The 19,918-nt window shown below is 70.4% G+C and carries 19 protein-coding genes; 8 read left to right on the top strand and 11 right to left on the bottom strand.

Annotated elements, in window-relative coordinates:
• From HG542_RS26810 to HG542_RS26795, 4 genes are all read right to left on the bottom strand, one after another.
• A partial coding sequence (locus tag HG542_RS26810; RefSeq protein WP_171085803.1) for a chaplin occupies positions 1–301 on the bottom strand: 301 nt, incomplete at its 3' end.
• Positions 302–500: 199 nt separating this feature from the next.
• Positions 501–752, bottom strand: coding sequence for a chaplin (locus tag HG542_RS26805; protein ID WP_171085800.1), 252 nt, complete (start codon positions 750–752; stop codon positions 501–503).
• A gap of 155 nt (positions 753–907) precedes the next feature.
• Positions 908–1,555, bottom strand: coding sequence for a response regulator (locus tag HG542_RS26800; protein WP_171085798.1), 648 nt, complete (start codon positions 1,553–1,555; stop codon positions 908–910).
• Positions 1,548–2,693, bottom strand: a complete 1,146-nt coding sequence (locus HG542_RS26795) for a GAF domain-containing sensor histidine kinase (protein ID WP_171085796.1) — start codon at positions 2,691–2,693, stop codon at positions 1,548–1,550. The genes HG542_RS26800 and HG542_RS26795 overlap by 8 nt, the downstream gene beginning before the upstream one ends.
• A 106-nt stretch (positions 2,694–2,799) precedes the next feature.
• Between HG542_RS26795 and HG542_RS26790 the strand changes: the two genes are divergently transcribed.
• Both HG542_RS26790 and HG542_RS26785 read left to right on the top strand, forming a co-directional pair.
• Positions 2,800–3,498, top strand: a complete 699-nt coding sequence (locus HG542_RS26790; RefSeq protein ID WP_171085794.1) for a nitroreductase family protein — start codon at positions 2,800–2,802, stop codon at positions 3,496–3,498.
• A gap of 338 nt (positions 3,499–3,836) precedes the next feature.
• A complete protein-coding gene (locus tag HG542_RS26785) occupies positions 3,837–4,538 on the top strand; it encodes a transglycosylase SLT domain-containing protein (RefSeq protein WP_171085792.1) in 702 nt (233 codons plus the stop codon).
• A 101-nt stretch (positions 4,539–4,639) separates the two neighbouring features.
• Here HG542_RS26785 and HG542_RS26780 read toward each other — a convergent pair whose 3' ends face one another.
• Positions 4,640–7,210, bottom strand: a complete 2,571-nt coding sequence (locus tag HG542_RS26780) for an ABC transporter ATP-binding protein/permease (RefSeq protein WP_435861195.1) — start codon at positions 7,208–7,210, stop codon at positions 4,640–4,642.
• A gap of 180 nt (positions 7,211–7,390) precedes the next feature.
• On the opposite strand from HG542_RS26780, the gene HG542_RS26775 reads away from it, so the two are divergent.
• Both HG542_RS26775 and serB read left to right on the top strand, forming a co-directional pair.
• Positions 7,391–9,031, top strand: coding sequence for a streptophobe family protein (locus tag HG542_RS26775; RefSeq protein ID WP_306665343.1), 1,641 nt, complete (start codon positions 7,391–7,393; stop codon positions 9,029–9,031).
• Between the two features lie 146 nt (positions 9,032–9,177).
• A complete protein-coding gene (gene serB, locus HG542_RS26770) occupies positions 9,178–10,401 on the top strand; it encodes a phosphoserine phosphatase SerB (RefSeq protein WP_171085786.1) in 1,224 nt (407 codons plus the stop codon).
• Between the two features lie 30 nt (positions 10,402–10,431).
• Here the strand turns inward: serB and HG542_RS26765 are convergent, their stop codons facing one another.
• From HG542_RS26765 to fabG, 6 genes are all read right to left on the bottom strand, one after another.
• A complete protein-coding gene (locus HG542_RS26765; protein WP_171085784.1) occupies positions 10,432–10,953 on the bottom strand; it encodes a SixA phosphatase family protein in 522 nt (173 codons plus the stop codon).
• Positions 10,954–11,040: 87 nt separating this feature from the next.
• Positions 11,041–11,259: a hypothetical protein gene (locus tag HG542_RS26760; protein ID WP_171085782.1), complete on the bottom strand. Its 219-nt coding sequence runs from the start codon at positions 11,257–11,259 to the stop codon at positions 11,041–11,043.
• 172 nt (positions 11,260–11,431) lie between these two features.
• Positions 11,432–11,548: an SGM_5486 family transporter-associated protein gene (locus HG542_RS35435; RefSeq protein ID WP_255316250.1), complete on the bottom strand. Its 117-nt coding sequence runs from the start codon at positions 11,546–11,548 to the stop codon at positions 11,432–11,434.
• Positions 11,549–11,581: 33 nt separating this feature from the next.
• Positions 11,582–11,929: a hypothetical protein gene (locus tag HG542_RS26755; protein ID WP_171085781.1), complete on the bottom strand. Its 348-nt coding sequence runs from the start codon at positions 11,927–11,929 to the stop codon at positions 11,582–11,584.
• A gap of 187 nt (positions 11,930–12,116) precedes the next feature.
• Entirely contained in the window at positions 12,117–12,887 is a 771-nt protein-coding gene (gene fabI, locus HG542_RS26750; RefSeq protein ID WP_171085779.1) for an enoyl-ACP reductase FabI, read from the bottom strand.
• 5 nt (positions 12,888–12,892) lie between these two features.
• Positions 12,893–13,612 (bottom strand): 3-oxoacyl-[acyl-carrier-protein] reductase, encoded by a 720-nt coding sequence (gene fabG, locus HG542_RS26745; RefSeq protein ID WP_171085777.1) that lies wholly within the window; start codon positions 13,610–13,612, stop codon positions 12,893–12,895.
• A 191-nt stretch (positions 13,613–13,803) separates the two neighbouring features.
• Between fabG and HG542_RS26740 the strand changes: the two genes are divergently transcribed.
• Genes HG542_RS26740 through HG542_RS26725 form a run of 4 tightly spaced genes read left to right on the top strand, consistent with a single transcriptional unit; the run spans position 13,804 to position 19,866 of the window.
• Complete coding sequence (locus tag HG542_RS26740) at positions 13,804–14,274, top strand: SseB family protein (protein WP_308438061.1); 471 nt, start codon at positions 13,804–13,806, stop codon at positions 14,272–14,274.
• A complete protein-coding gene (locus HG542_RS26735; RefSeq protein WP_171085772.1) occupies positions 14,271–14,858 on the top strand; it encodes a hypothetical protein in 588 nt (195 codons plus the stop codon). The genes HG542_RS26740 and HG542_RS26735 overlap by 4 nt, the downstream gene beginning before the upstream one ends.
• A complete protein-coding gene (locus tag HG542_RS26730; RefSeq protein ID WP_171085770.1) occupies positions 14,858–19,570 on the top strand; it encodes a putative T7SS-secreted protein in 4,713 nt (1,570 codons plus the stop codon). Before HG542_RS26735 ends, HG542_RS26730 begins: the two co-directional genes overlap by 1 nt.
• A complete protein-coding gene (locus HG542_RS26725) occupies positions 19,567–19,866 on the top strand; it encodes a S1 domain-containing protein (RefSeq protein WP_171085769.1) in 300 nt (99 codons plus the stop codon). The genes HG542_RS26730 and HG542_RS26725 overlap by 4 nt, the downstream gene beginning before the upstream one ends.
• Positions 19,867–19,918: the final 52 nt, after the last annotated feature.

The following is a 19,918-nucleotide window of genomic DNA, read 5'->3' as shown; positions in this document are numbered from 1 at the left end:
GGTGGACGTGGATGTGACGCACCTCGTGGTGCTCCTCCTCCACCGAGGCGTTGACGCAGGTGTTGCCGAAGGTCGGGTTGAGGAGCCCGACGATGTCGATGCTGTTGCCGCACAGGTTGATCGGGAGCTGGATCGGGACCTGGATGACGTTGCCCGAGATGACACCGGGCGAGCCCTTCGCGACCCCGATGGCGCCCGCACCGTCGGGCCCGCCGCCGGTGGCGAGGGCGTTGCCGACGGAAGCGGTGACGGCGGCTCCTGCTGCGGCCAGAACGAGGGCAGCCTTCGTGGCTCTGTTCATAAGGTGTCTTCCTTTGTGCTGAGACCTGTCGACCCCAGCCATGGGGGCCGTGCACTGATGAACGCCACTGCGCCGCCGACGGCACGGCCGTCGGCGGTGTTTGCCCTCGTTCGGACGATTGACTCCCCCGAAAATCCGCCGGTCGGCCCCGCCCGGGAGGAACGGGGACGACCGGCGGACGAGTCGGGCTGCGAAGCCCTTACTCGTTGACGCAGAGGTTGCCGTGCGCCGGGTTCAGCAGGCCGACCACATTGACCGTGTTGCCGCAGACGTTCACCGGGACCTCGACGGGGACCTGGAGGACGTTGCCCGAGACGACGCCGGGGTTGTCCTTCGACTCGGCGCCGGCGCCGACGTGCCCCTGCCCATGGGCGGAGGCGATACCGGCACCCATGAGGGCGAGGCCGCCGGCAGCGATGGTGACAGCAGCGGCCTTCTTCATGTTCTTCACTCTTCCTGAGACCTTCCTGGAGCTTTCGCCACGGCCAGCCGCCGCGGTTACGCCATGGAAAACGGGCCGCTGCCGGACGAGTTGCGCCCCCGGGCGGGTTATCACACGACCGCATGAACCTCCGATCAGAACGTGACGTTCCGCTACGACCCCCGTCAGGCGCCCAGCCCCTGGCGGACGGCCCAGAGGGCCGCCTGGGTGCGGTCGGCGAGGTCGAGTTTCATGAGGATGTTGGAGACGTGCGTCTTGACGGTCTTCTCCGACAGCACCAGGGCCCGGGCGATCTCCCGGTTGGACCGGCCGTCCGCGATCAGGGCCAGCACCTCGCGCTCCCGTTCGGTGAGCGCGTTGCCTCTCCCCTGCCCGTTGCCGCCCTCGTCCTGCGACAGCAGCGCCCCGGCCACCTCGGGCTGCAGCAGGACGTGCCCGGCGTGCACGGACCGGATGGCGCCGGCGAGCGCATCGGGGTCCACGTCCTTGTAGACGTAGCCCGCCGCACCGGCCCGCAGGGCGGGGACCACGGTGCGCTGCTCGGTGAAACTGGTGACGACCAGCACCCGGGCCGGGTGCTCCAGCTCCCGCAGCCTGCGCAGCGCCTCGATGCCGTCCATCCCCGGCATCTTCACGTCCATGAGGACGACGTCGGGGCACAGCTCCTCGGCGCGGGCCACGCCCTCGGCGCCGTCCGCCGCCTCCCCGACCACTTCGATGTCGTCCTGCACCTCCAGGAACGTCCGCAGTCCCCGGCGGACCACCTGGTGATCGTCCACCAGCAGCACCTTGATCACGCGGTCCTCAGCCACCGGGCACCTCCATTTCGATCGTGGTGCCCTTGCCGGGCTCCGAGACGACTCTCAGCCTGCCGCCGACCCCGTTGGCCCGGTCCCGCATGGAGACCAGGCCCAGGTGCCGTCCGGCCCGGCGGACGGCGGACGGATCGAACCCCTGGCCGTCGTCGGCCACCCGCAGGGCCGCGCCCTGGCCGCAGCGGGCGAGCGTGACATCGACGGCACCGGCGCCGGAGTGGCGCAGCGCATTGTGCAGGGCCTCCTGGGCCACCCGCAGCAGCGCCTCCTCCTGGGCGGCCGGCAGAGCCCGTACACCGCGGGAGGCGAAGGTGACGCGGGCCGTGTGAGCCCGGTCGAGGACCTTGACCTGGGTGCGCAGGGTGGCGACAAGCCCGTCCTCGTCCAGTCCTGCGGGGCGCAATTCCACGACGGCTGCGCGCAGTTCGTCGGCCGCCTCGGCGGCGAGCCGGGCGACCTCGTGCAGCTCCTCCTTGGCGCGGGCCGGGTCGCGGTCGACGAGGGCGGTGGCGGCCTGGGCGGTCAGCCGCAGGGAGAAGAGCTTCTGGGAGACGGCGTCGTGCAGCTCGTGCGCGAGGCGGGACCGCTCCCCCGCGATGGTCAGCTCGCGGCTGCGCTCGTAGAGGCGGGCGTTGGTGAGGGCTATGGCGGCGTGCTGGGCGAGGACGCGCAGCAGTTCCTCGTCCTCGGCGGTGAAGCCGCAGCCGCCGGCCGGCTTGGGGCAACGCTTGTTCGCCAGGAAGAGCGCGCCCAGGATCTCGTCGCCGTCGGCGACGGGCATGCCGAGGAAGTCGGACATGTCGGGGTGGGCCGCGGGCCAGCCCTCGAAGCGGGGGTCGAGGCGGACGTCCGCCAGCCGCTGCGGGGTGGCCTCCTGGAGCATGGCGGCGAGAATGCCGTGCTGGCGGGGCAGCGGGCCGATGGCCTTCCACTGCTCGTCGCTGACGCCGTCGACGACGAACTGGGCGAAGCCGCCGTGGTCGTCGGGGACGCCGAGCGCCGCGTACTCGGCGTCGAGGAGTTCGCGGGCCGAGGCGACGATCGTGTGCAGGACGTCGCGCACCTCCAGATGCCGGCTCATGGCGAGGAGGGCGCTGCTCACGGCGGTCAGTCCGGAGCGTGGGCCAGTGGTCATGGCCTCACCGTACCCACGGGTCACGTGCGGGGGATCGGACCGGCGGCCGCAGCCGGCCGGGACCCGGGGCCTAGGCCGAAAGGCCCGCGCGGGCCAGACTCTGGCCATGACGTCACCGATGCAGTGGACACCCATCCATGGCGAGCCCTACCGGCCGGTGCCCTACCGGCCCGAGCGGATGCCCGTCGCCGAGTCGCTCGTCCGGGCCGCGGAGCTGCGGGAGCGGATGGACCGGCGCAGGACCGTGCGACGGTTCTCCGCCGATCCCGTGCCCGAGCAGGCCGTGCGGGACGCGATCGCGTGCGCGGCCACGGCGCCGTCCGGGGCGCACCAGCAGCCGTGGACGTTCGTGCTGGTGAAGGACCCGGCGGTGCGGCGGCGGATCCGGGCCGCGGCCGAGGAGGAGGAACGCATCTCCTACGAGGGGCGGCTGGGCGAGGAGTGGCTGGCGGCGCTGCGGCCGCTGGGCACGGACGAGGTCAAGCCGCATCTGACGGACGCCCCGGCACTGATCGTCGTCTTCCAGCAGCGCTACTGGCTGGGCCCGGACGGGGAGCGGCGCAAGCACTACTACGTGGACGAGTCGGTCGGCATCGCGGTCGGGATGCTGCTCTCGGCGCTGCACCTGTCGGGGCTGGCGGCACTGGTGCACACGCCGAGCCCGATGCGGTTCCTGTCGGAGGTGCTGGGGCGGCCGGTGAACGAGAAGGCCTTCGCGGTGATCCCCGTCGGCTATCCGGCGGCGGACTGCGAGGTGCCGGACCTGGTGCGCAAGAACCTGGACCAGGTGCTGGTGGAGGTCTGAGCCCCCTTTCCACGGAATGCACCGCGGCGCTCACACCGGGTGAACCCCCAGGGGTCCCGGTGTGAGCCCGCTCATGGGACGCACATCACTTACGAAGCGGCCTAGTGGACGCATAAGTCCGTCGTAAGCGGCGGCCCACACAGGGACCGGACAGGTTCGCCGGGTCGCGGGCGGACCCCTCCGCAACGAAGCGGGATAGTACGTCACACCTTTGCCACAGCATTTTGCGAGCGCTAAGAATTTCCCCCGTCGCACGGCGCCGTCGAAAGACACGGCGCTGTTTTTTCAGCCCGAAAACGGCCCCTGCGGCTCACGCGATCGGAAGAGGTTCAGCTCGTATGCGCTCCCCCATCTCTGGCTATACCCGCCTGACCAAGGTCCACAAGTTCTCCGCCGCCGGCATCGCCGGCGCGGGCGCCGCCGCCCTGGCCTTCGCCCTCGTGCCGACCGCCGGCGCCAAGGGCGACGCGCAGTCGATCGGCGTCAAGGAGGTGGCCTGGAACACCTCGGCCTTCGGCGAGACCCAGCAGAGCGAGCTGACCAAGCAGTCGGACGCCGCCGCCGCGCAGGCCAAGACCGCCGCCGAGGCCAAGAAGAAGGCCGACGACGAGGCGAAGGCCAAGGCGGACAAGGAGCGCGCCGAGCAGCAGGCCGCGAGCCGTTCCGAGGAGCGCAAGCCGGTCGAGGCCGCGCCCGCCGCCCCGGCCCCCAAGGTCTACGCCAACAACCTGGACGGCTGGATCCGCCAGTCCCTGGACATCATGGCCGCCAAGGGCATTCCGGGCACCTACAACGGCATCTACCGCAACATCATGCGGGAGTCGACGGGCAACCCCAACGCCATCAACAACTGGGACTCCAACGCCGCCGCCGGCATACCCTCCAAGGGCCTGCTGCAGGTGATCGACCCGACCTTCAAGGCGTACCACGTCGACGGCACGTCCTGGAACATCTACGACCCGGTCGCCAACATCACCGCCGCCTGCAATTACGCGGCCAAGGTCTACGGCTCGATGGACAACGTGAACTCGGCCTACTGATCCTTTCTTCGGCACGTTCTTCTGCACGGCCGTACAACGCCTGAGGGCGGTGTTCCCGAATTCCGGGAACACCGCCCTCAGGCGTTATACGTGAGCAATCGTCACTTGCGCATGACTTCCGGCTCGTGACGGCGCAGCAGGCGCGCGACCGCGATTCCGCAGATCACGCCGAGCGCGAGGAGCACGACCACGTCGATGCCCCACTGCGCGGCGCTGTGCGTCCACAGCGGGTCGAGGTTGTCGTGGTTGCTCTTGTCCATCGGCGCCATGATGTGCGACAGGTCCAGCGTCGCGGCGGCGGCGCCGATGGCCCAGCGGGAGGGCATCAGCCAGGCGACCTGCTCGACGCCCGGGGAGTCGTAGATCTTGAACATGATGCCGGTGAACACCACCTGGACGATGGCGAACATGACCAGCAGCGGCATCGTCTTCTCGGCGGTCTTCACCAGCGAGGAGATCACGAGGCCGATCATCATCGACGTGAAGCCGAGGGCGATGATCACCAGGCACAGCTCGACGGCCGGGAGGTTCTTGAGGATCACGCCCTCCTTCGGCATCTTGCGGATCGAGAAGCCGATGGCGGAGATGATGACGCCCTGCAGGGCGGTGATCAGTCCGAGGACGATGACCTTGGACATCAGGTACGCGGAGCGGGAGAGGCCGACGGCCCGTTCCCGTTCGTAGATCACCCGTTCCTTGATCAGTTCTCGGACGGAGTTGGCGGCGCCCGAGAAGCACATGCCGACCGCGAGGATCAGCATGATCGTGCCGGCGTCCTGGTTGAAGTGCCGCGGGTCCGGGGCGCCGAGGCCGTAGTCGGACGGGATCACACAGCTGACGCCGCCGAGCACCGCGGGCAGCACGAGCATCAGGCCCATGAAGCCGCGGTCGGAGGCGATGACCGAGGCGTAGCGGCGCATCAGCGTCCACAGCTGCGAGCCCCAGCTCTGGGCCTTCGGCGGGCTCTGCGGCTGGACGTGCACGGACTGCGGGGCGACGGCGTCGATGTCGGCCGCGTACATCTGGTAGTGCTGCGAGCCCTTCCAGCGGCCCGCCCAGTCGTAGTCGCGGTAGTTCTCGAAGGCCGAGAAGACGTCGGCCCAGGTCTCGTAGCCGAAGAAGTTGAGCGCCTCCTCCGGCGGGCCGAAGTAGGCGACGGAGCCACCGGGCGCCATGACGAGCAGCTTGTCGCAGAGCGCCAGCTCGGCCACGGAGTGCGTGACCACGAGGACGGTGCGGCCGTCGTCGGCCAGGCCGCGCAGCAGCTGCATGACGTCGCGGTCCATGCCCGGGTCGAGGCCGGAGGTGGGCTCGTCCAGGAAGATCAGCGACGGCTTGGTCAGCAGCTCCAGGGCGACCGAGACGCGCTTGCGCTGGCCGCCGGAGAGGGCGGTGACCTTCTTGTCCTTGTGGATGTCGAGCTTGAGCTCGCGCAGCACCTCGTCGATGCGGGCCTCGCGCTCGGCGGGCGCGGTGTCGCCGGGGAAGCGGAGCTTGGCCGCGTAGCGCAGTGCCTTCCGGACGGTGAGCTCCTTGTGCAGGATGTCGTCCTGCGGGACCAGACCGATGCGCTGGCGCAGCTCGGCGAACTGCTTGTAGAGGTTCCGGTTGTCGTAGAGGACGTCGCCCTGGTTGGCGGGGCGGTAGCCCGTGAGCGCCTTGAGCAGGGTGGACTTGCCGGAGCCGGACGGGCCGATGACGGCGATCAGCGACTTCTCGGGGACGCCGAAGGAGACGTCCTTGAGGATCTGCTTGCCGCCGTCGACCGTGACGGTCAGGTGGCGCGCGGAGAAGGAGACGTCGCCGGTGTCGACGAACTCTTCCAGCCGGTCGCCGACGAGGCGGAAGGTGGAGTGACCGACACCGACGGTGTCGTGGGGGCCGATGATCTGCCGGCTGACCGGCTGACCGTTGACGTAGGTGCCGTTGTGGCTGCCGAGGTCGACGATCTCGAAGCGGCCGTCGCTGGTGGCCCGGAACTCCGCGTGGTGGCGGGAGACCTGGAGGTCGGAGACGACCAGCTCGTTGTCCAGGGCACGGCCGATGCGCATGACGCGGCCGACCGCCATCTGGTGGAAGCTGGTCGGGCTGCGGTCGCCGTGGACGGGCGCCGCGCCCGCGGCACCGCCGCCGGTCGGCTGCTGCGGCTGCGCGGCCGGGGCCGCCTGCTGCTGCGGGACGTAGGCCTGCTGCTGGTGCTGCTGGGCCTGCGGCTGCTGCCAGGCGGCCTGCTGCTGGTGCTGCGGCTGCTGTGCCTGGTGCTGCTGGGCGGCCCAGTCGTGTCCCGGCTGCTGCACCGGCGTCTGGTACGCCTGGTGCTGCTGCGGCGCGGCCATGGCCGTCTGTGCGTTGTAGAGGTCCGCGGCCGGGGCCGCGGCCGCTGCCGCGCTCAGGTGCAGCACGGGGCCGTCGGTGGCGTTGCCGAGGTGCACGGCGGAGCCGGGGCCGATCTCCATGTGATGGATGCGCTGACCCTGCACATAGGTGCCGTTGGTGCTGCCCTGGTCCTCGATGACCCAACTGTGGCCGCCCCAGCGCACGGTGGCGTGCCGCCACGACACCCGGGCGTCCTCCAGCACCATGTCACCCTGCGGATCACGACCCAGGGTGTACGACCTGGACGGATCGAGCGTCCAGGTCTGTCCATTCAATTCCAGTACGAGTTCCGGCACTCCATGCCCCACTACTTGTCCCCCGATGAGCCCCCTGCACGGGGAGTCTAGGGATGGCGAACATCGGGAGGAACTATTTCAGGCACAGTCCCCCGACCGAAAGTCGGGGACTGAAGCAGCCGTGTAACAGGCACTGTTGACCGATCCGAAAGTCGCCCGGAGAGTGGTAACAGCCCATGGATGCGTACGGATCACCAGCATCCGGGCAACTGGTATGGACCGGGGGGCGCAATGACCATCACCAGTGGCAGGCGCACAGCTTTCGCCGCAGATCTGCTCCTTACTTCCATAGCGGCCGTGAGCTGGGCTTTTCTCGCCATGGCGGGAATTGCGGCACTCGGTCTGCATCTGCTCGGGGCGGATGCCGCGGGACGGCTGGGGCCGATGACGGCCGCCGTGGTCGTGCTGGCGGTCGGCGGCTCGGTGACTCCCTCGGGCTCGGTCGAGGCTTTCGGGCTGGCCGGTGCCGGGGCGCACACCACCATCGATTTCGCGCCACTGGGTGTGAGCCTGGTGGGGGCGCTGCTGCTCGGCGGCATCTTCGCCCGTTCCCTGCGCCCCGCCGGAGCCGCCCTGCGCGGCGCCGAACTGGCCGCGCGGGCGGGCGCGGTGGCCCTGCTGTTCGTCCTGCTGCTGGGCGGGCTCGCGTGGGCCGGGTCGTCCACGGTCACCTTCGACGGCAGCAGCACGGGGCCGGGTTCCGGGGGAGGCAGCGGGGGGCTGCAGATCCCCGGGCTGGGGAGCCTCGGGGACATCGGCGGCGGGCTGGCCGACCGCATCTCCGGGCTCGCCAAGGCGAAGGCGTCCGTCGGCTTCTCGGTGCGCACCGGTCCCTCGCTGCTCGGCGGAGCGGTGTGGGTGCTGGCCGTCCTGGTGATCGCCGTGCTGGTCTCCCGCCGGGCCCGGCTGCCGGTGGCCTGGTCCGCGCTGCACCGCAGCGTCCGCCCCGCCGCCTCGGCGGTGTGCGCGGTCCTGGTGCTGGCGGTCGTGGCGGGCCTGGCGGCGGCGGTGGCCGCGGCCGCCGGGGACGGCCGTCCCCGGCGGGTGCTGGGGGCTGCGCTGCTGGGTGCGCCGAACGGTGTGTGGATCGGGGTGCCGCTGGGCCTGCTCGTGCCCTGGCGCGGCACGGCGAGCGGCTCGCTGCTGCAGGTGCTCCCCGACCCGCTGGACAAACTGCTGAAGGGGCAGGCCGACTCGGCGGTGTCGGTGAGCCGGCTCGCGGACCTGGAGCCGCTGGTGTGGCTGCTGAGCGTGGGAAGCGTGCTGCTGATGCTGACGGCCGGGGTGCTCACGGCCGTCCGCACCCCGCGCGACGGTGCGCGGACCGGCGCCTTCGTGGGCCGGTGCGCCCTCTCGCTCGGGGCGGCCACCGCCGTGGCGCTGCCGCTGCTGGTGCTGGCGACCCGGCTGAAGGCGGACGCCAGTCTGTCGGTGCTGGGCATCGACGCGGCCGGGGCCGGCCTGGAGCTGGCCGGAAGTGTGCCGTCGGCGCTGCTGCTGGGGGCGCTCTGGGGGTGCGCCGCGGGGGCGGCCGGGGCACTGCTGGCCTGCGCGACGGGCACGGCGGGCCGCCGCGCCGTACGGACCCGTGGTGCGCGGACGTACCCCGATCCGGTCTCTCTGCCGGGGCCGTACACACCGTCCTCGTCGTACCGGCCGTCGAGCGGTGACACGAATCCGTACCTGCGCGCACCGGGAGAGGACCCGTCCGACATCCCGACCCGCACGGCACAGCCGATACCGCCACCCCGCAGGCCGCGCCGCCCACCGGGCGAAACGCCGCCGCCGGGCCCTGCGCCCCGTAAACCGGGCGCCCCGTAAGCCAGGCGCCTCGAAGGGGCGCTGGGGGCACCCCCCAGCGCCCCTGACGGGGCGCAAAAGCTCAGGCGCCCCGAAGAACGGCCGACCCCCGCGAAGCGGCACCGGCTGCGCAGGCCCCCTCCGGCGCCGGATACGGTAGAACCACCATGAGCGCATCAGAGAACGTCGTCCCCGCCGCCGACGACGACCCCACCCTGCTCGTCAAGATATTCGGCAAGGACCGCCCCGGCATCACCGCCGGCCTCTTCGACACCCTCGCCGCCTTCTCCGTGGACGTCGTCGACATCGAGCAGGTCGTGACCCGGGGCCGGATCACCCTGTGCGCCCTGGTGACCGCGCCGAAGGGGGACGGGGCGACGGAGGGCGAACTCCGTTCCACCGTGCACAGTTGGGCGGACTCGATGCGCCTGCAGACCGAGATCATCTCGGGCCGGGGCGACAACCGGCCGCGCGGCGTGGGCCGTTCCCACGTCACCGTGCTCGGGCACCCGCTCACCGCCGAGTCGACGGCCTCCATCGCGGCCTGCATCACCGGCACCGGCGGCAACATCGACCGTATCTTCCGGCTCGCCAAGTACCCCGTGACGGCCGTGGAGTTCGCCGTCTCCGGCACCGAGACGGAGACCCTGCGCACCGCCCTGGCCCTGGAGGCCGCCAAGCTGGGCGTGGACGTGGCGGTCGTCGCGGCCGGGCTGCAGCGGCGCGCGCAGCGGCTGGTGGTGATGGACGTCGACTCCACGCTCATCCAGGACGAGGTCATCGAGCTGTTCGCCGCGCACGCGGGCTGCGAGGCCGAGGTCGCGGAGGTCACCGCGCGGGCGATGCGCGGCGAGCTGGACTTCGAGGAGTCGCTGCACGCCCGGGTGGCGCTGCTGGCCGGGCTCGACGAGTCGGTCGTGGACAAGGTGCGCGCCGAGGTGCGGCTCACCCCCGGCGCCCGGACGCTGATCCGCACGCTGAAGAAGCTCGGCTTCCAGGTGGGCGTGGTCTCGGGCGGCTTCACCCAGGTCACCGACGACCTGCGGGAGCGGCTGGGGCTGGACTTCGCGTCCGCCAACACCCTGGAGATAGTGGACGGGAAGCTGACCGGCCGGGTCACCGGGGAGATCGTGGACCGGGCCGGGAAGGCACGGCTGTTGCGCCGGTTCGCGGCGGAGGCCGGGGTGCCGCTCGCGCAGACCGTGGCCGTCGGCGACGGTGCGAACGACCTGGACATGCTCAACGCGGCAGGCCTGGGCGTGGCGTTCAACGCCAAGCCCGTGGTGCGGGAGGCTGCGCACACCGCGGTGAACGTGCCCTTCCTGGACACGGTGCTCTATCTGCTCGGCGTCACCCGTGAAGAGGTCGAGGCGGCCAACACCCACGAGTGAGGCCGCATTCGCCGGTCGTGGCCGGCGCGGCTACTTGGGGTGCGGCGCCCAGAAGGAGACCAGGCGGGCGCCGCTGTGCTCCACGGACTTCCAGGAGCCGGTGACCGCGAGCACCGCGATGGCGGACGTGGGGAAGCCCGAACGGCTCATCCGGGCCAGGGCGTCGCCCTCCGCGCTGCCGGCCAGGGCATCGGCCACCGCGTGCATGCCGGGGTTGTGCCCGACGATCAGCACGTCCTTGGCCTCGTCGGAAATCTCGTTGATCAGGGCGATGAGCTCGCCCGCCGAGGCCTCGTAGATGCGCTCCTCGTAGACCGTGCGGGGGCGCCGGTCCAGCTCGTGGGCGGCGAGCTTCCAGGTCTCGCGGGTGCGGGCGGCGGTGGAGCAGAGGGCCAGGTCGAGGGGGATGCCGGAGCCGGCGAGCCAGCGGCCGGCGGCCGGGGCGTCCTTGCGGCCGCGCTCCGCGAGGGGGCGGTCGTGGTCGTCGACATCGGGCCAGTCGGCCTTGGCATGCCGGAGAAGGACGATCCTGCGGGTCGGTTCGGCGCTCATGACGTCCAGCTTCGCACGAAACGGGCGGCGAGGCGCGGGGTGTTGGGAGGCTTGCCCCCACAGGGTGGCGGAGCGCCGCGCCGGGGCTCACGGCGCACGGTGTATGACCGCATGCTGCACCAACTGGACAACGTGGACGAGCGAGCCGCCGCCCGGCCGGCCGGCCCCCTCCGCGGTGTCCGCCGAGGCGCTCGGGGCGAGCAGGGAGAACAGCGCCAGGAAGGCGACCGCGGGCAGCACCAGGGCCCACCACGGCAGTCTGTCCTGCTTGGTGCCGGGGGTGTGCGCCTGCCGTCCGGCGGCCATGGGATCGCCTCCGCGTGTCCGGTGCACCGCCGTGTTGCGGTGTACTACGAACCTACGGAGAGCGGCCTCCGTCTCCCATCCGGTAACCCACCCACTCGACCCTGGGGCTGCCCCCACCATCCCCTAGGGGATCAGGGCGTCCGAGTCGGGGTCGCGGGCCGAAGGCCGGGGCTCAGGGAGAGGCGATCGTGGCGATGACGGCGATGACCACCGTGATGCCGAGCATCACGCCGAGGATGGTCAGCAGGGCCTTCTGGCCGTTCTGGGGATTGGGCTCGAGCACGGGCATGCGCACAGTGTCCCATCCCCGCGCGCGGGATCCTCACCCGGGCAGGTGACTCACCCAGGCCTGGCGTATCTCCAGCCAGCAGCGCTGCGCGAGGGAGACGTGCCGGGCGGGCTCCACGGTGACGGTGGCGGTGTCCATGCCGGGGTCCCACCAGCGGGCGCACTGGACGTGCAGCTGGACGCGGTCGGGGGTGGCGTTGGCGTTGAAGCAGTCGGCGACGGCGCGGGAGCCGTCGACGCGTGCGCTGCACTCCGCCTCCAGCGGCTGACCCGCCCGTGCGATACGGCGCGGCGCGGCGGGCACGGCGGCGGCGTCGGCGGAACCGGCCACGGCCGAGACCGCCAGCAGAACCGCCGCCGTCCGGCGCAACGGGGATGCCATGTCGCACCTCCTCGCCACGGTGCCCGTCGGAACCTCCGGTCCCCACCAGTGTGCGGGCGATGGGCGCAGTTCTCGACTCGAACGGCTCTCGACTCGAACAGACACGGCAACGGCACGGCAACGGCCGCGGGGCCGTACACCGGAACGGTGGACGGCCCCGCGGCCGTACAGACTCCCCGGAGGGGGGTCAGGCGCCCATCATGTGCACGCCGCCGTCGACGTGCACGATCTCGCCCGTCGTGCGCGGGAAGAAGTCGGACAGCATGCCGACCACGCCGCGGCCCGCCGGCTCCGGGTCGGCCAGGTCCCAGCCGATCGGGGCGCGGTGGTTCCACACGTCCGCGAGCTCCTCGAAGCCCGGGATGGACTTGGCGGCCATCGACTTGATCGGACCGGCCGAGACCAGGTTGCAGCGGATGCCCTTGGGACCCAGGTCACGGGCCAGGTAGCGGTTGGTGGACTCGAGGGCCGCCTTGGCGACGCCCATCCAGTCGTACTTCGGCCAGGCGATCTGCGCGTCGAAGGTCAGGCCCACGATCGAGGCGCCCTCGCCCATCAGCGGCAGCAGGGCCATGGCCAGCGACTTGTAGGAGTACGCCGAGACCTGGACGGCCGTGGAGACGTCCTCCCAGCTGCCCTCGAGGAAGTTGAAGGCGCCCTGCGGGCCGAAGGCGATCGAGTGCACGATGCCGTCGAGGCGGGCGTCCTCGCCCAGGTGCTCGCGGACCTTGTCCGCCAGCCCGTCGAGGTGCTCCTGGTTGGTGACGTCCAGCTCGATCACCGGGGCCTCCTTGGGGAGGCGCTTGGCGATGCGCTCGACCAGGGAGAGCCGGCCGAAGCCGGTCAGGATGACCTCGGCGCCCTCGTTCTGGGCCACCTTGGCGGCCTGGAAGGCGATCGAGGCCTCGGTGAGGACACCCGTGACGAGGATGCGCTTGCCTGCGAGGATTCCACTCATGTCGATCAGTGACCCATGCCCAATCCGCCGTCGACGGGAACGACGGCTCCGGTGATGTATGCGGCGTCCTCGGAGGCGAGGAAGCGGACCGAGGCGGCGATCTCCTCGGGCTGCGCGTAGCGCGCGAGCGGCACCTTGCTCGTGATGGCCTCCCGCTGCTCGTCGCTGAGCACACGGGTCATGTCCGTGTCGACGAAACCGGGGGCGACCACGTTGACGGTGATGTTGCGGGAGCCCAGCTCACGTGCGAGCGAGCGGGCGAAGCCGACCAGGCCGGCCTTGGAGGCGGCGTAGTTGGCCTGGCCCGCGGAGCCCATCAGGCCCACCACGGACGAGATCAGCACCACGCGTCCCTTGCGGGCCCGCAGCATGCCCTTCGACGCACGCTTGACGACCCGGAAGGTGCCGGTCAGGTTGGTCTCCAGCACCGAGGTGAAGTCCTCCTCGGACATCCGCAGCAGCAGCTGGTCGCGGGTGACGCCGGCGTTGGCCACCAGCACCTCGACCGCGCCCTGCTTCTCCTCGATCTCCTTGTAGGCCTGCTCGACCTGCTCGGGGTCGGTGATGTCGCACTTCACGGCGAGGCAGCCCAGCTCCGTCAGGGCGGCCGGGGGCTCTCCCGAGCGGTACGTGAAGGCCACCTTGTCGCCCGCCTCGGCGAAGGCGCGGGCGATGGCGAGGCCGATGCCCCGGTTTCCTCCGGTGACGAGAACCGAGCGGCTCAAGGGATCACCCTTCCGTTTCGTTCGATCGGTAGTGCTGGATACAACGAATACAACGAAACGTATCGGGTGAGATCGCCGGAGAGACAATCGAGCAGCGACAGGGGCGCGCGGGGGATGCTGTCGGATCTCTACAGAAGTCGTTGTGTACGGTGCCGGGAGGCCGGAACGGGGAAACGGGGGGAGAGCCGAACGTGTTGCCGTCACAGTCGCCGTCACAGTCGCCATCACAGCCGTCGTCGCCACGGCCGGCAGGGGCACTCACCGAGCAGGTTGCCGCAGTCCACGCCGGGCAGGGACATCCGGCTGCCATGATCGGGGAGTTCCGGCGCACAGCCGTTCTCGTCCCGCTGGACGAGGCGGGCGGGCTGTGGTCCGTGGAGTTCGGCGGCATCCGCTGGATCTGCGCGTTCACGGACGAGACCGCCCTGGCACGCTTTGCCGCCGCACACGGCGCGACTGCCGCGAGCACGCCCGCGGACCGGGAGTACCGCTCCGTCCTCGGGGCGCGCCTGCTCGACGTCGTCGTACCGGCGGTCGGCGGCCCCGCCGGCGTGGCCCTGGACGTCGCCGGCGAACGCCCGATGCTGTTCCCGCCCGTGACGGGCATCGTCCCCGGGCATGCGGCGGTGGACGGCGTGGACGACCCGGAGGGCGCGCAGTGAGCGGGGACCTGGAAGCACACAAGGAAGCCCTCGACGGCATCACGCGCGGTATCAACGCGGCGATCGGCGAGCTGAAGTCCATCGGCACGGCGGGCGAGGCGGCAGTGGGGCGTGGATTCTCCGAACTCTCCCTGTCCGGCGTGGAATCCGGCCACGAGGGTCTGACCTCCGCCCTCGACGACTTCTGCGACCGCTGGGAGTGGGGCATCCGGGCTCTGCTGCAGGACGCGAACGAGTTCGCCGAGCGCGTGCACCTGTCGGCGGGTTACTACCACGAGGTCGACTCGTACCTCTCCGGCACGATGAAGGTCGTCGCCAACGCCGGTATGGGCAACCCCCACCTGAGCGAGGACCAGGTGGAGAACATGTCCTGGGGCCAGGTCGCCTCGGACAACGCCTTCACACAGGCCCGCGACGCCGATTTCGGCACCGATTCCTTCCGGCAGCAGGCGCAGAACGCCGGGCACGTCTGGTCGCGTACGGCCGACGACCTCATGGACAGCGCCGAGACGGGCGGCGCGACGCCCATGGGCATGGCGTTCCGCACGGCGAGGAAGCTGAACGGCGGCGGGGAACAGGACTGATGGGCGTTTTCGACGGCATCGAGCACGGTGTCGACAAGGCGGGCGACTGGCTCGAGGACACGTGGAACCGGGGCGAGAAGAAGGCCGGTGAGGCCGTCGAGTGGACCACCGACCACGCGGCCGAGGCCCTCGACAAAGCGGGCGCGCACTCCATGGCGCGCAAGGTCGAGAACCTCGGCGACCACGTGGCCTCCGGTCTGGGAGCGACGGTCGGCGAGCAGGAGCTCGGCCATACCGAGGACCCCAAGCAGCTCGTCCACGGCGACGTGGCGAAGATCAACGCCACGGCGAAGCACCTGCGTTCGTTCCACACGTCCCTGGACTCCGTCCACGGAGGCCTGCAGAAGATCCGTGCCACGGGGTGGAAGGGCGAGGGCTCCGAGGCGTTCACGGCGAAGTTCGTCGAGCACCCGCAGCAGTGGGCACACGCGGCCGACGCCTGCGAGACGGCGGCAGGGGCGCTGGAGGCGTACGCGCACACGGTCGAGTGGGCGCAGCGGCAGGCCGAGGAGGCGATTCGCCTCCACAAGAAGGGCCGCGAAGCGAACAAGAAGGCCGTTGACGACTACAACGCCAAGGCCGATGCGTACAACGCGAAGATCGATGCGCACCAGGATCCCGGCCCCCGCCCGTCGGACCCGGGCGAGCCGGGCAAAGCCGATATGGCGGAGGCTCGACGCCTCCTGACCGAGGCGCGCAAGCAGCGCAATACGGCGGGCGCGGAGGCGCAGGCGAAGATCCATGCCGCTGTCGGGCAGGCGCCTCGGAAGCCGGCTTTCACCCAGCGCATGAAGGCCGATGCGCTGGACCTGAAGGACGGCGGCGCCATCGAGTACATGCACCTCGCCGGCGGCGTCGTGCGCTCCGGCACGGACATGGTGAAATTCGCCCGCAGCCTCAACCCCACCGACCCCTACAACATCACCCACCCCGCGGAGTACCTGGGCACCGTCTCCAACACGGCCGCGGGCATCCTCTCGTTGGCCTCCCATCCGGAACGCCTGCCCGCCACGCTCGTCGGGGACGGCTGGGGCAAGGACTCCTCGGAGGCCGGTGGCCGACTGCTCGGCAACGTGGCGCTGGCCGTCCTCAGCGGCGGCGGCAGCGCGGGCGCGTCGGCGGGCGAACGGGTCGCGATCAACGCGGCGAGGCACGGGGGCGAGGAAGCGGCGGAGGCCGGTGCCCGGAAGGCCGCGCAGAACGCGGCGCGCGAGGGCGCGGAGAGCGGCGCGGCGCGCGGGCATGTGTCGGACGGCCCGCACGGCGCGCGCGACGCCGGTCGCGAAGAGAGCGTCAAGTGCACCGACAACACCGACCCGGTGGACCTCGCCACGGGCCGGATGTTCCTGCCGCAGACGGACGTCACGCTTCCGGGCACGCTTCCCCTGCGATTCCACCGCAGGGTCCAGTCCGGCTACCGGGCAGGCGTGTGGTTCGGCCCGAGTTGGTCGAGCACGGCGGACCAGCGGCTGGAGACCGACTCCGAGGGCGTCGTCTTCGTGCGCGAGGACGGGATGCTGTTGTCCTACCCGCACCCGGCGCCGGGCGTGCCCGTGCTGCCGGCGGAAGGCCCCCGCTGGCCGCTCACCCGGGAGGCGGACGGCAGCTCCGCCATCACCGACCCCTTGCGGGGTCTGACGTGGCACTTCATGCCGTACGACGACGAACTCGCGCTCCTGGAACAGATCTCGGACCGCAACGGCCACTGGATCTCCTTCGAGTACGCGGCGGACGGCACGCCTCTGGCCATCGCCCACGAGGCGGGCTACCGGATCCGCATCACGACGGACCAAGGCCGCATCACCGCGCTGCACCTGGTGGGCGGTGAGCCCGGTGGCAGCGAGCACGGCGGCGGCGATGCCGAACTGATCCGCTACGAGTACACCGACGGCAACCTCACCGGAGTCGTCAACTCCTCGGGCGAGCCCCTGCGCTTCGGCTACGACGATCACGACCGCGTCACATCCTGGACCGACCGCAACGGCAGCCGTTACGACTACACGTACGACGACCGCGACCGCTGCGTGTACGAGTCCGGCGTCGACGGCCACATGCGCTGCAGCATCGACTACGCCGAGCCGGACCCGGCAACGGGCTTGCGGGTCACCACCGTCACGGACTCGTCCGGCCACGCCACGCGTCACGTCTTCAACAGCTCGCTGCAACTCGTCGGTCAGACCGACCCGTTGGGCGCTGTCACCCGCCTGCGCTGGGACCGTCACGACCGGCTGCTGTCCCGCACCGACGCGCTGGGGCGCACGACGGAGTACCGCTACGACACCGACGGGCGGATGACGGCCGTCATCCGCCCGGACGGCCGCGAGGCGCAGGCGTCGCACAACGCGCTCGGCCTGCCGGAGACGGTGACGTATCCGGACGGAACGGTCTGGCGGCAGACGTACGACGAGGCGGGCCGCCGCACGACGGTGACGGACCCGGCGGGGTCCGTCACCCACTACACGTACGACGACCGCGGCCACCCGGCTGCTGTCACCGACGCGCTGGGCAACACGACGCGGCTGCGGTGCAACGCGGCGGGGCTGGTCGTCGAGTTGACCGACCCGCTGGGCGGGGTGACCGCCTACCGCCGGGATCCGTGGGGCCGCGTGACGGCCGTCGTCGACCCGCTGGGCGCGACGACCCGCCTGAAGTGGTCGGTGGAGGGCCGGCTGCTGCGCCGTATCGCCCCTGACGGCGCGGAGGAGTCGTGGACGTACGACGGTGAGGGCAACTGCACGCGGTACGTCGACGCGATGGGCGGCGTCACGACGTACGAGTACACCCACTTCGACCTGCTCAGCGCCCGGACGGGCCCCGACGGCGTGCGCCACGAGTTCACGCACGACACCCGACTCCGGCTCACGCAGGTCACCAACCCGCAAGGGCTGACCTGGTCGTACGTGTACGACCCGGCGGGACACCTCGCCTCCGAGACGGACTTCGACGGCCGCACGCTGACGTACGGGCATGACGCGGCGGGCCAACTCACGGCCCGTACGAACGGGCTGGGTCAGACGACGACGTACGAGCACGATGTGCTCGGCCGCGTGGTGGCGAAGAACGCCGACGGCGCGGTGACGAGGTACGTGCACGACGCGGCGGGCCGCCTCTTGGAAGCGACAGGCCCGGACGCGACCCTGACTTACCACCGCGACCGCCTGGGCCGCATCAAGTCGGAGACGACCAACGGCCGTACGCTCACGTTCACTTATGACGAGCTGGGCCGGCGCGCTCGACGTATCACGCCGAGCGGCGCAGTGAGCAAGTGGACGTATGACGCGGCAGGCCGCGCCACGTCCCTGACGGCGTCGGGCCACACCTTCGACATCGAACACGACGCGGCGGGCCGCGAGGTCGCTCGCCACTTCGGCGCGAACGTCACGCTCACGCACTCGTGGGACGCGGCGGGCCGCGTGACGACGCAATCGCTGACGACGGGGCTTCACCGCGCGTACACGTACCGCCGCGACGGCTACCTGACGTCCGAGAACGACCGCGCGTACGAACTCGACGCGGTCGGGCGGGTGACATCGGTCGACGAGCCGGGTTGGCAGGAACGCTATACATACGACACGGCGGGCAACCAGACGGAGGCGAGCTGGCCGGCCGCACACCCGGGCGCGGAGGCGCAGGGTACGCGCGCGTACTCGGGCACGCTGATCAAGCGCGCGGGAACGGTGCGCTACGAACACGACGCGCAGGGCCGGGTGGTCCTGCGCCAGAAGGTCCGCCTGTCACGCAGGCCGGACACGTGGCGCTACGAGTGGGACGCGGAGGACCGCCTCCGCACGGTGACCACACCGGACGGTACGCGCTGGCGTTACCTGTACGACCCGCTGGGCCGCCGAATAGCCAAGCAGCGCCTGACGGCCGACGGTACCGAGGTCGCAGAACAGGTGGACTTCACCTGGGACGGCTCGACGCTGACGGAACAGACAACGACATCGGCTGCGTTGCCGAACCCGGTCACCCTGACGTGGGACCACGACGGCCTGCGCCCGGTCTCCCAGACGGAACGCATATCGGCAGCGGATGCCCCGCAGGAGGAAATCGACAGCCGCTTCTTCGCGATCGTCACGGACCTGGTGGGCGCGCCGACGGAGTTGGTGGACGAGACGGGCACGATCGCCTGGCGCACCCGCACCACCCTCTGGGGCACGACGACTTGGGCCCGCGAGAGCACGGCATACACACCCTTGCGCTTCCCGGGCCAATACTTCGACCCGGAGACGGGACTCCACTACAACTTCCACCGCCACTACGACCCGGAGACGGGGCGGTATACGTCGCCGGATCCACTGGGGCTGGCGGCGGCGCCGAATCCGGTGGGGTATGTGCATAATCCGCACACTTGGGCGGATCCGCTGGGGCTTTTCTCATACGAAGAAACCGTAAGTCTATACAAAGCGCCAAGCCGAGGAACCGGGCAGTACCATCACGATAACGGATACCTGGAGCGGGACTTCCCGGGCGGCCCTCACGATCCATACATGGACGGCAAGGCTTACTTCGCTAAGGAGCGAGAACTCGCAGAGACCTATGCAAAGCATTACGGCGAAGGGGTAATCGAAGTCAAGATGCCCGCCAGCGAGTACGTGAAGCATTTCCAGAGATTCGAGTATCCGTACGAAGGGGGTCCCCTTACAGAAGTACCCATCCCCAACACTCACGTCGAAATGCTCAACCAGTACCCAAGAGAGTGGCATCGATGATCGACGAAACCACTTGGACAGAGGCCAAAGAGGCCTTCCCCATCGGATCCAGCGTCCAGGGCGAAGTATTGACGAACAGAAGTTTCGGATTTTTCGTCAAGCTTCCTGGAAATCCAGATGCAGTAGCCGTGGTTGACGCAATCTCATACATTCCACACGGCGTGCCAGTCGACGCCGCACTATGGCCAAAACCCGGACAGAAGATCAGCGCGGAAGTAGTTGACCACGCAGAGCATAACCGCCAGATCAAATTGCGGGTGGGTCCGGATTCAACGCCACCTCACGACGAGGACTGAAACCATCAAGAAGGCTCTTTCCAATAATCCGAGTCTTGAATAGGTGACCAGG

Origin of the sequence: Streptomyces morookaense, from assembly GCF_013030945.1 — a bacterium.
In the GTDB taxonomy this organism is placed as follows: domain Bacteria; phylum Actinomycetota; class Actinomycetes; order Streptomycetales; family Streptomycetaceae; genus Streptomyces; species Streptomyces morookaensis.
The sequence above is the reverse complement of the archived record's forward strand: the minus strand, read 5'-3'. Positions and strand labels throughout refer to the sequence as shown.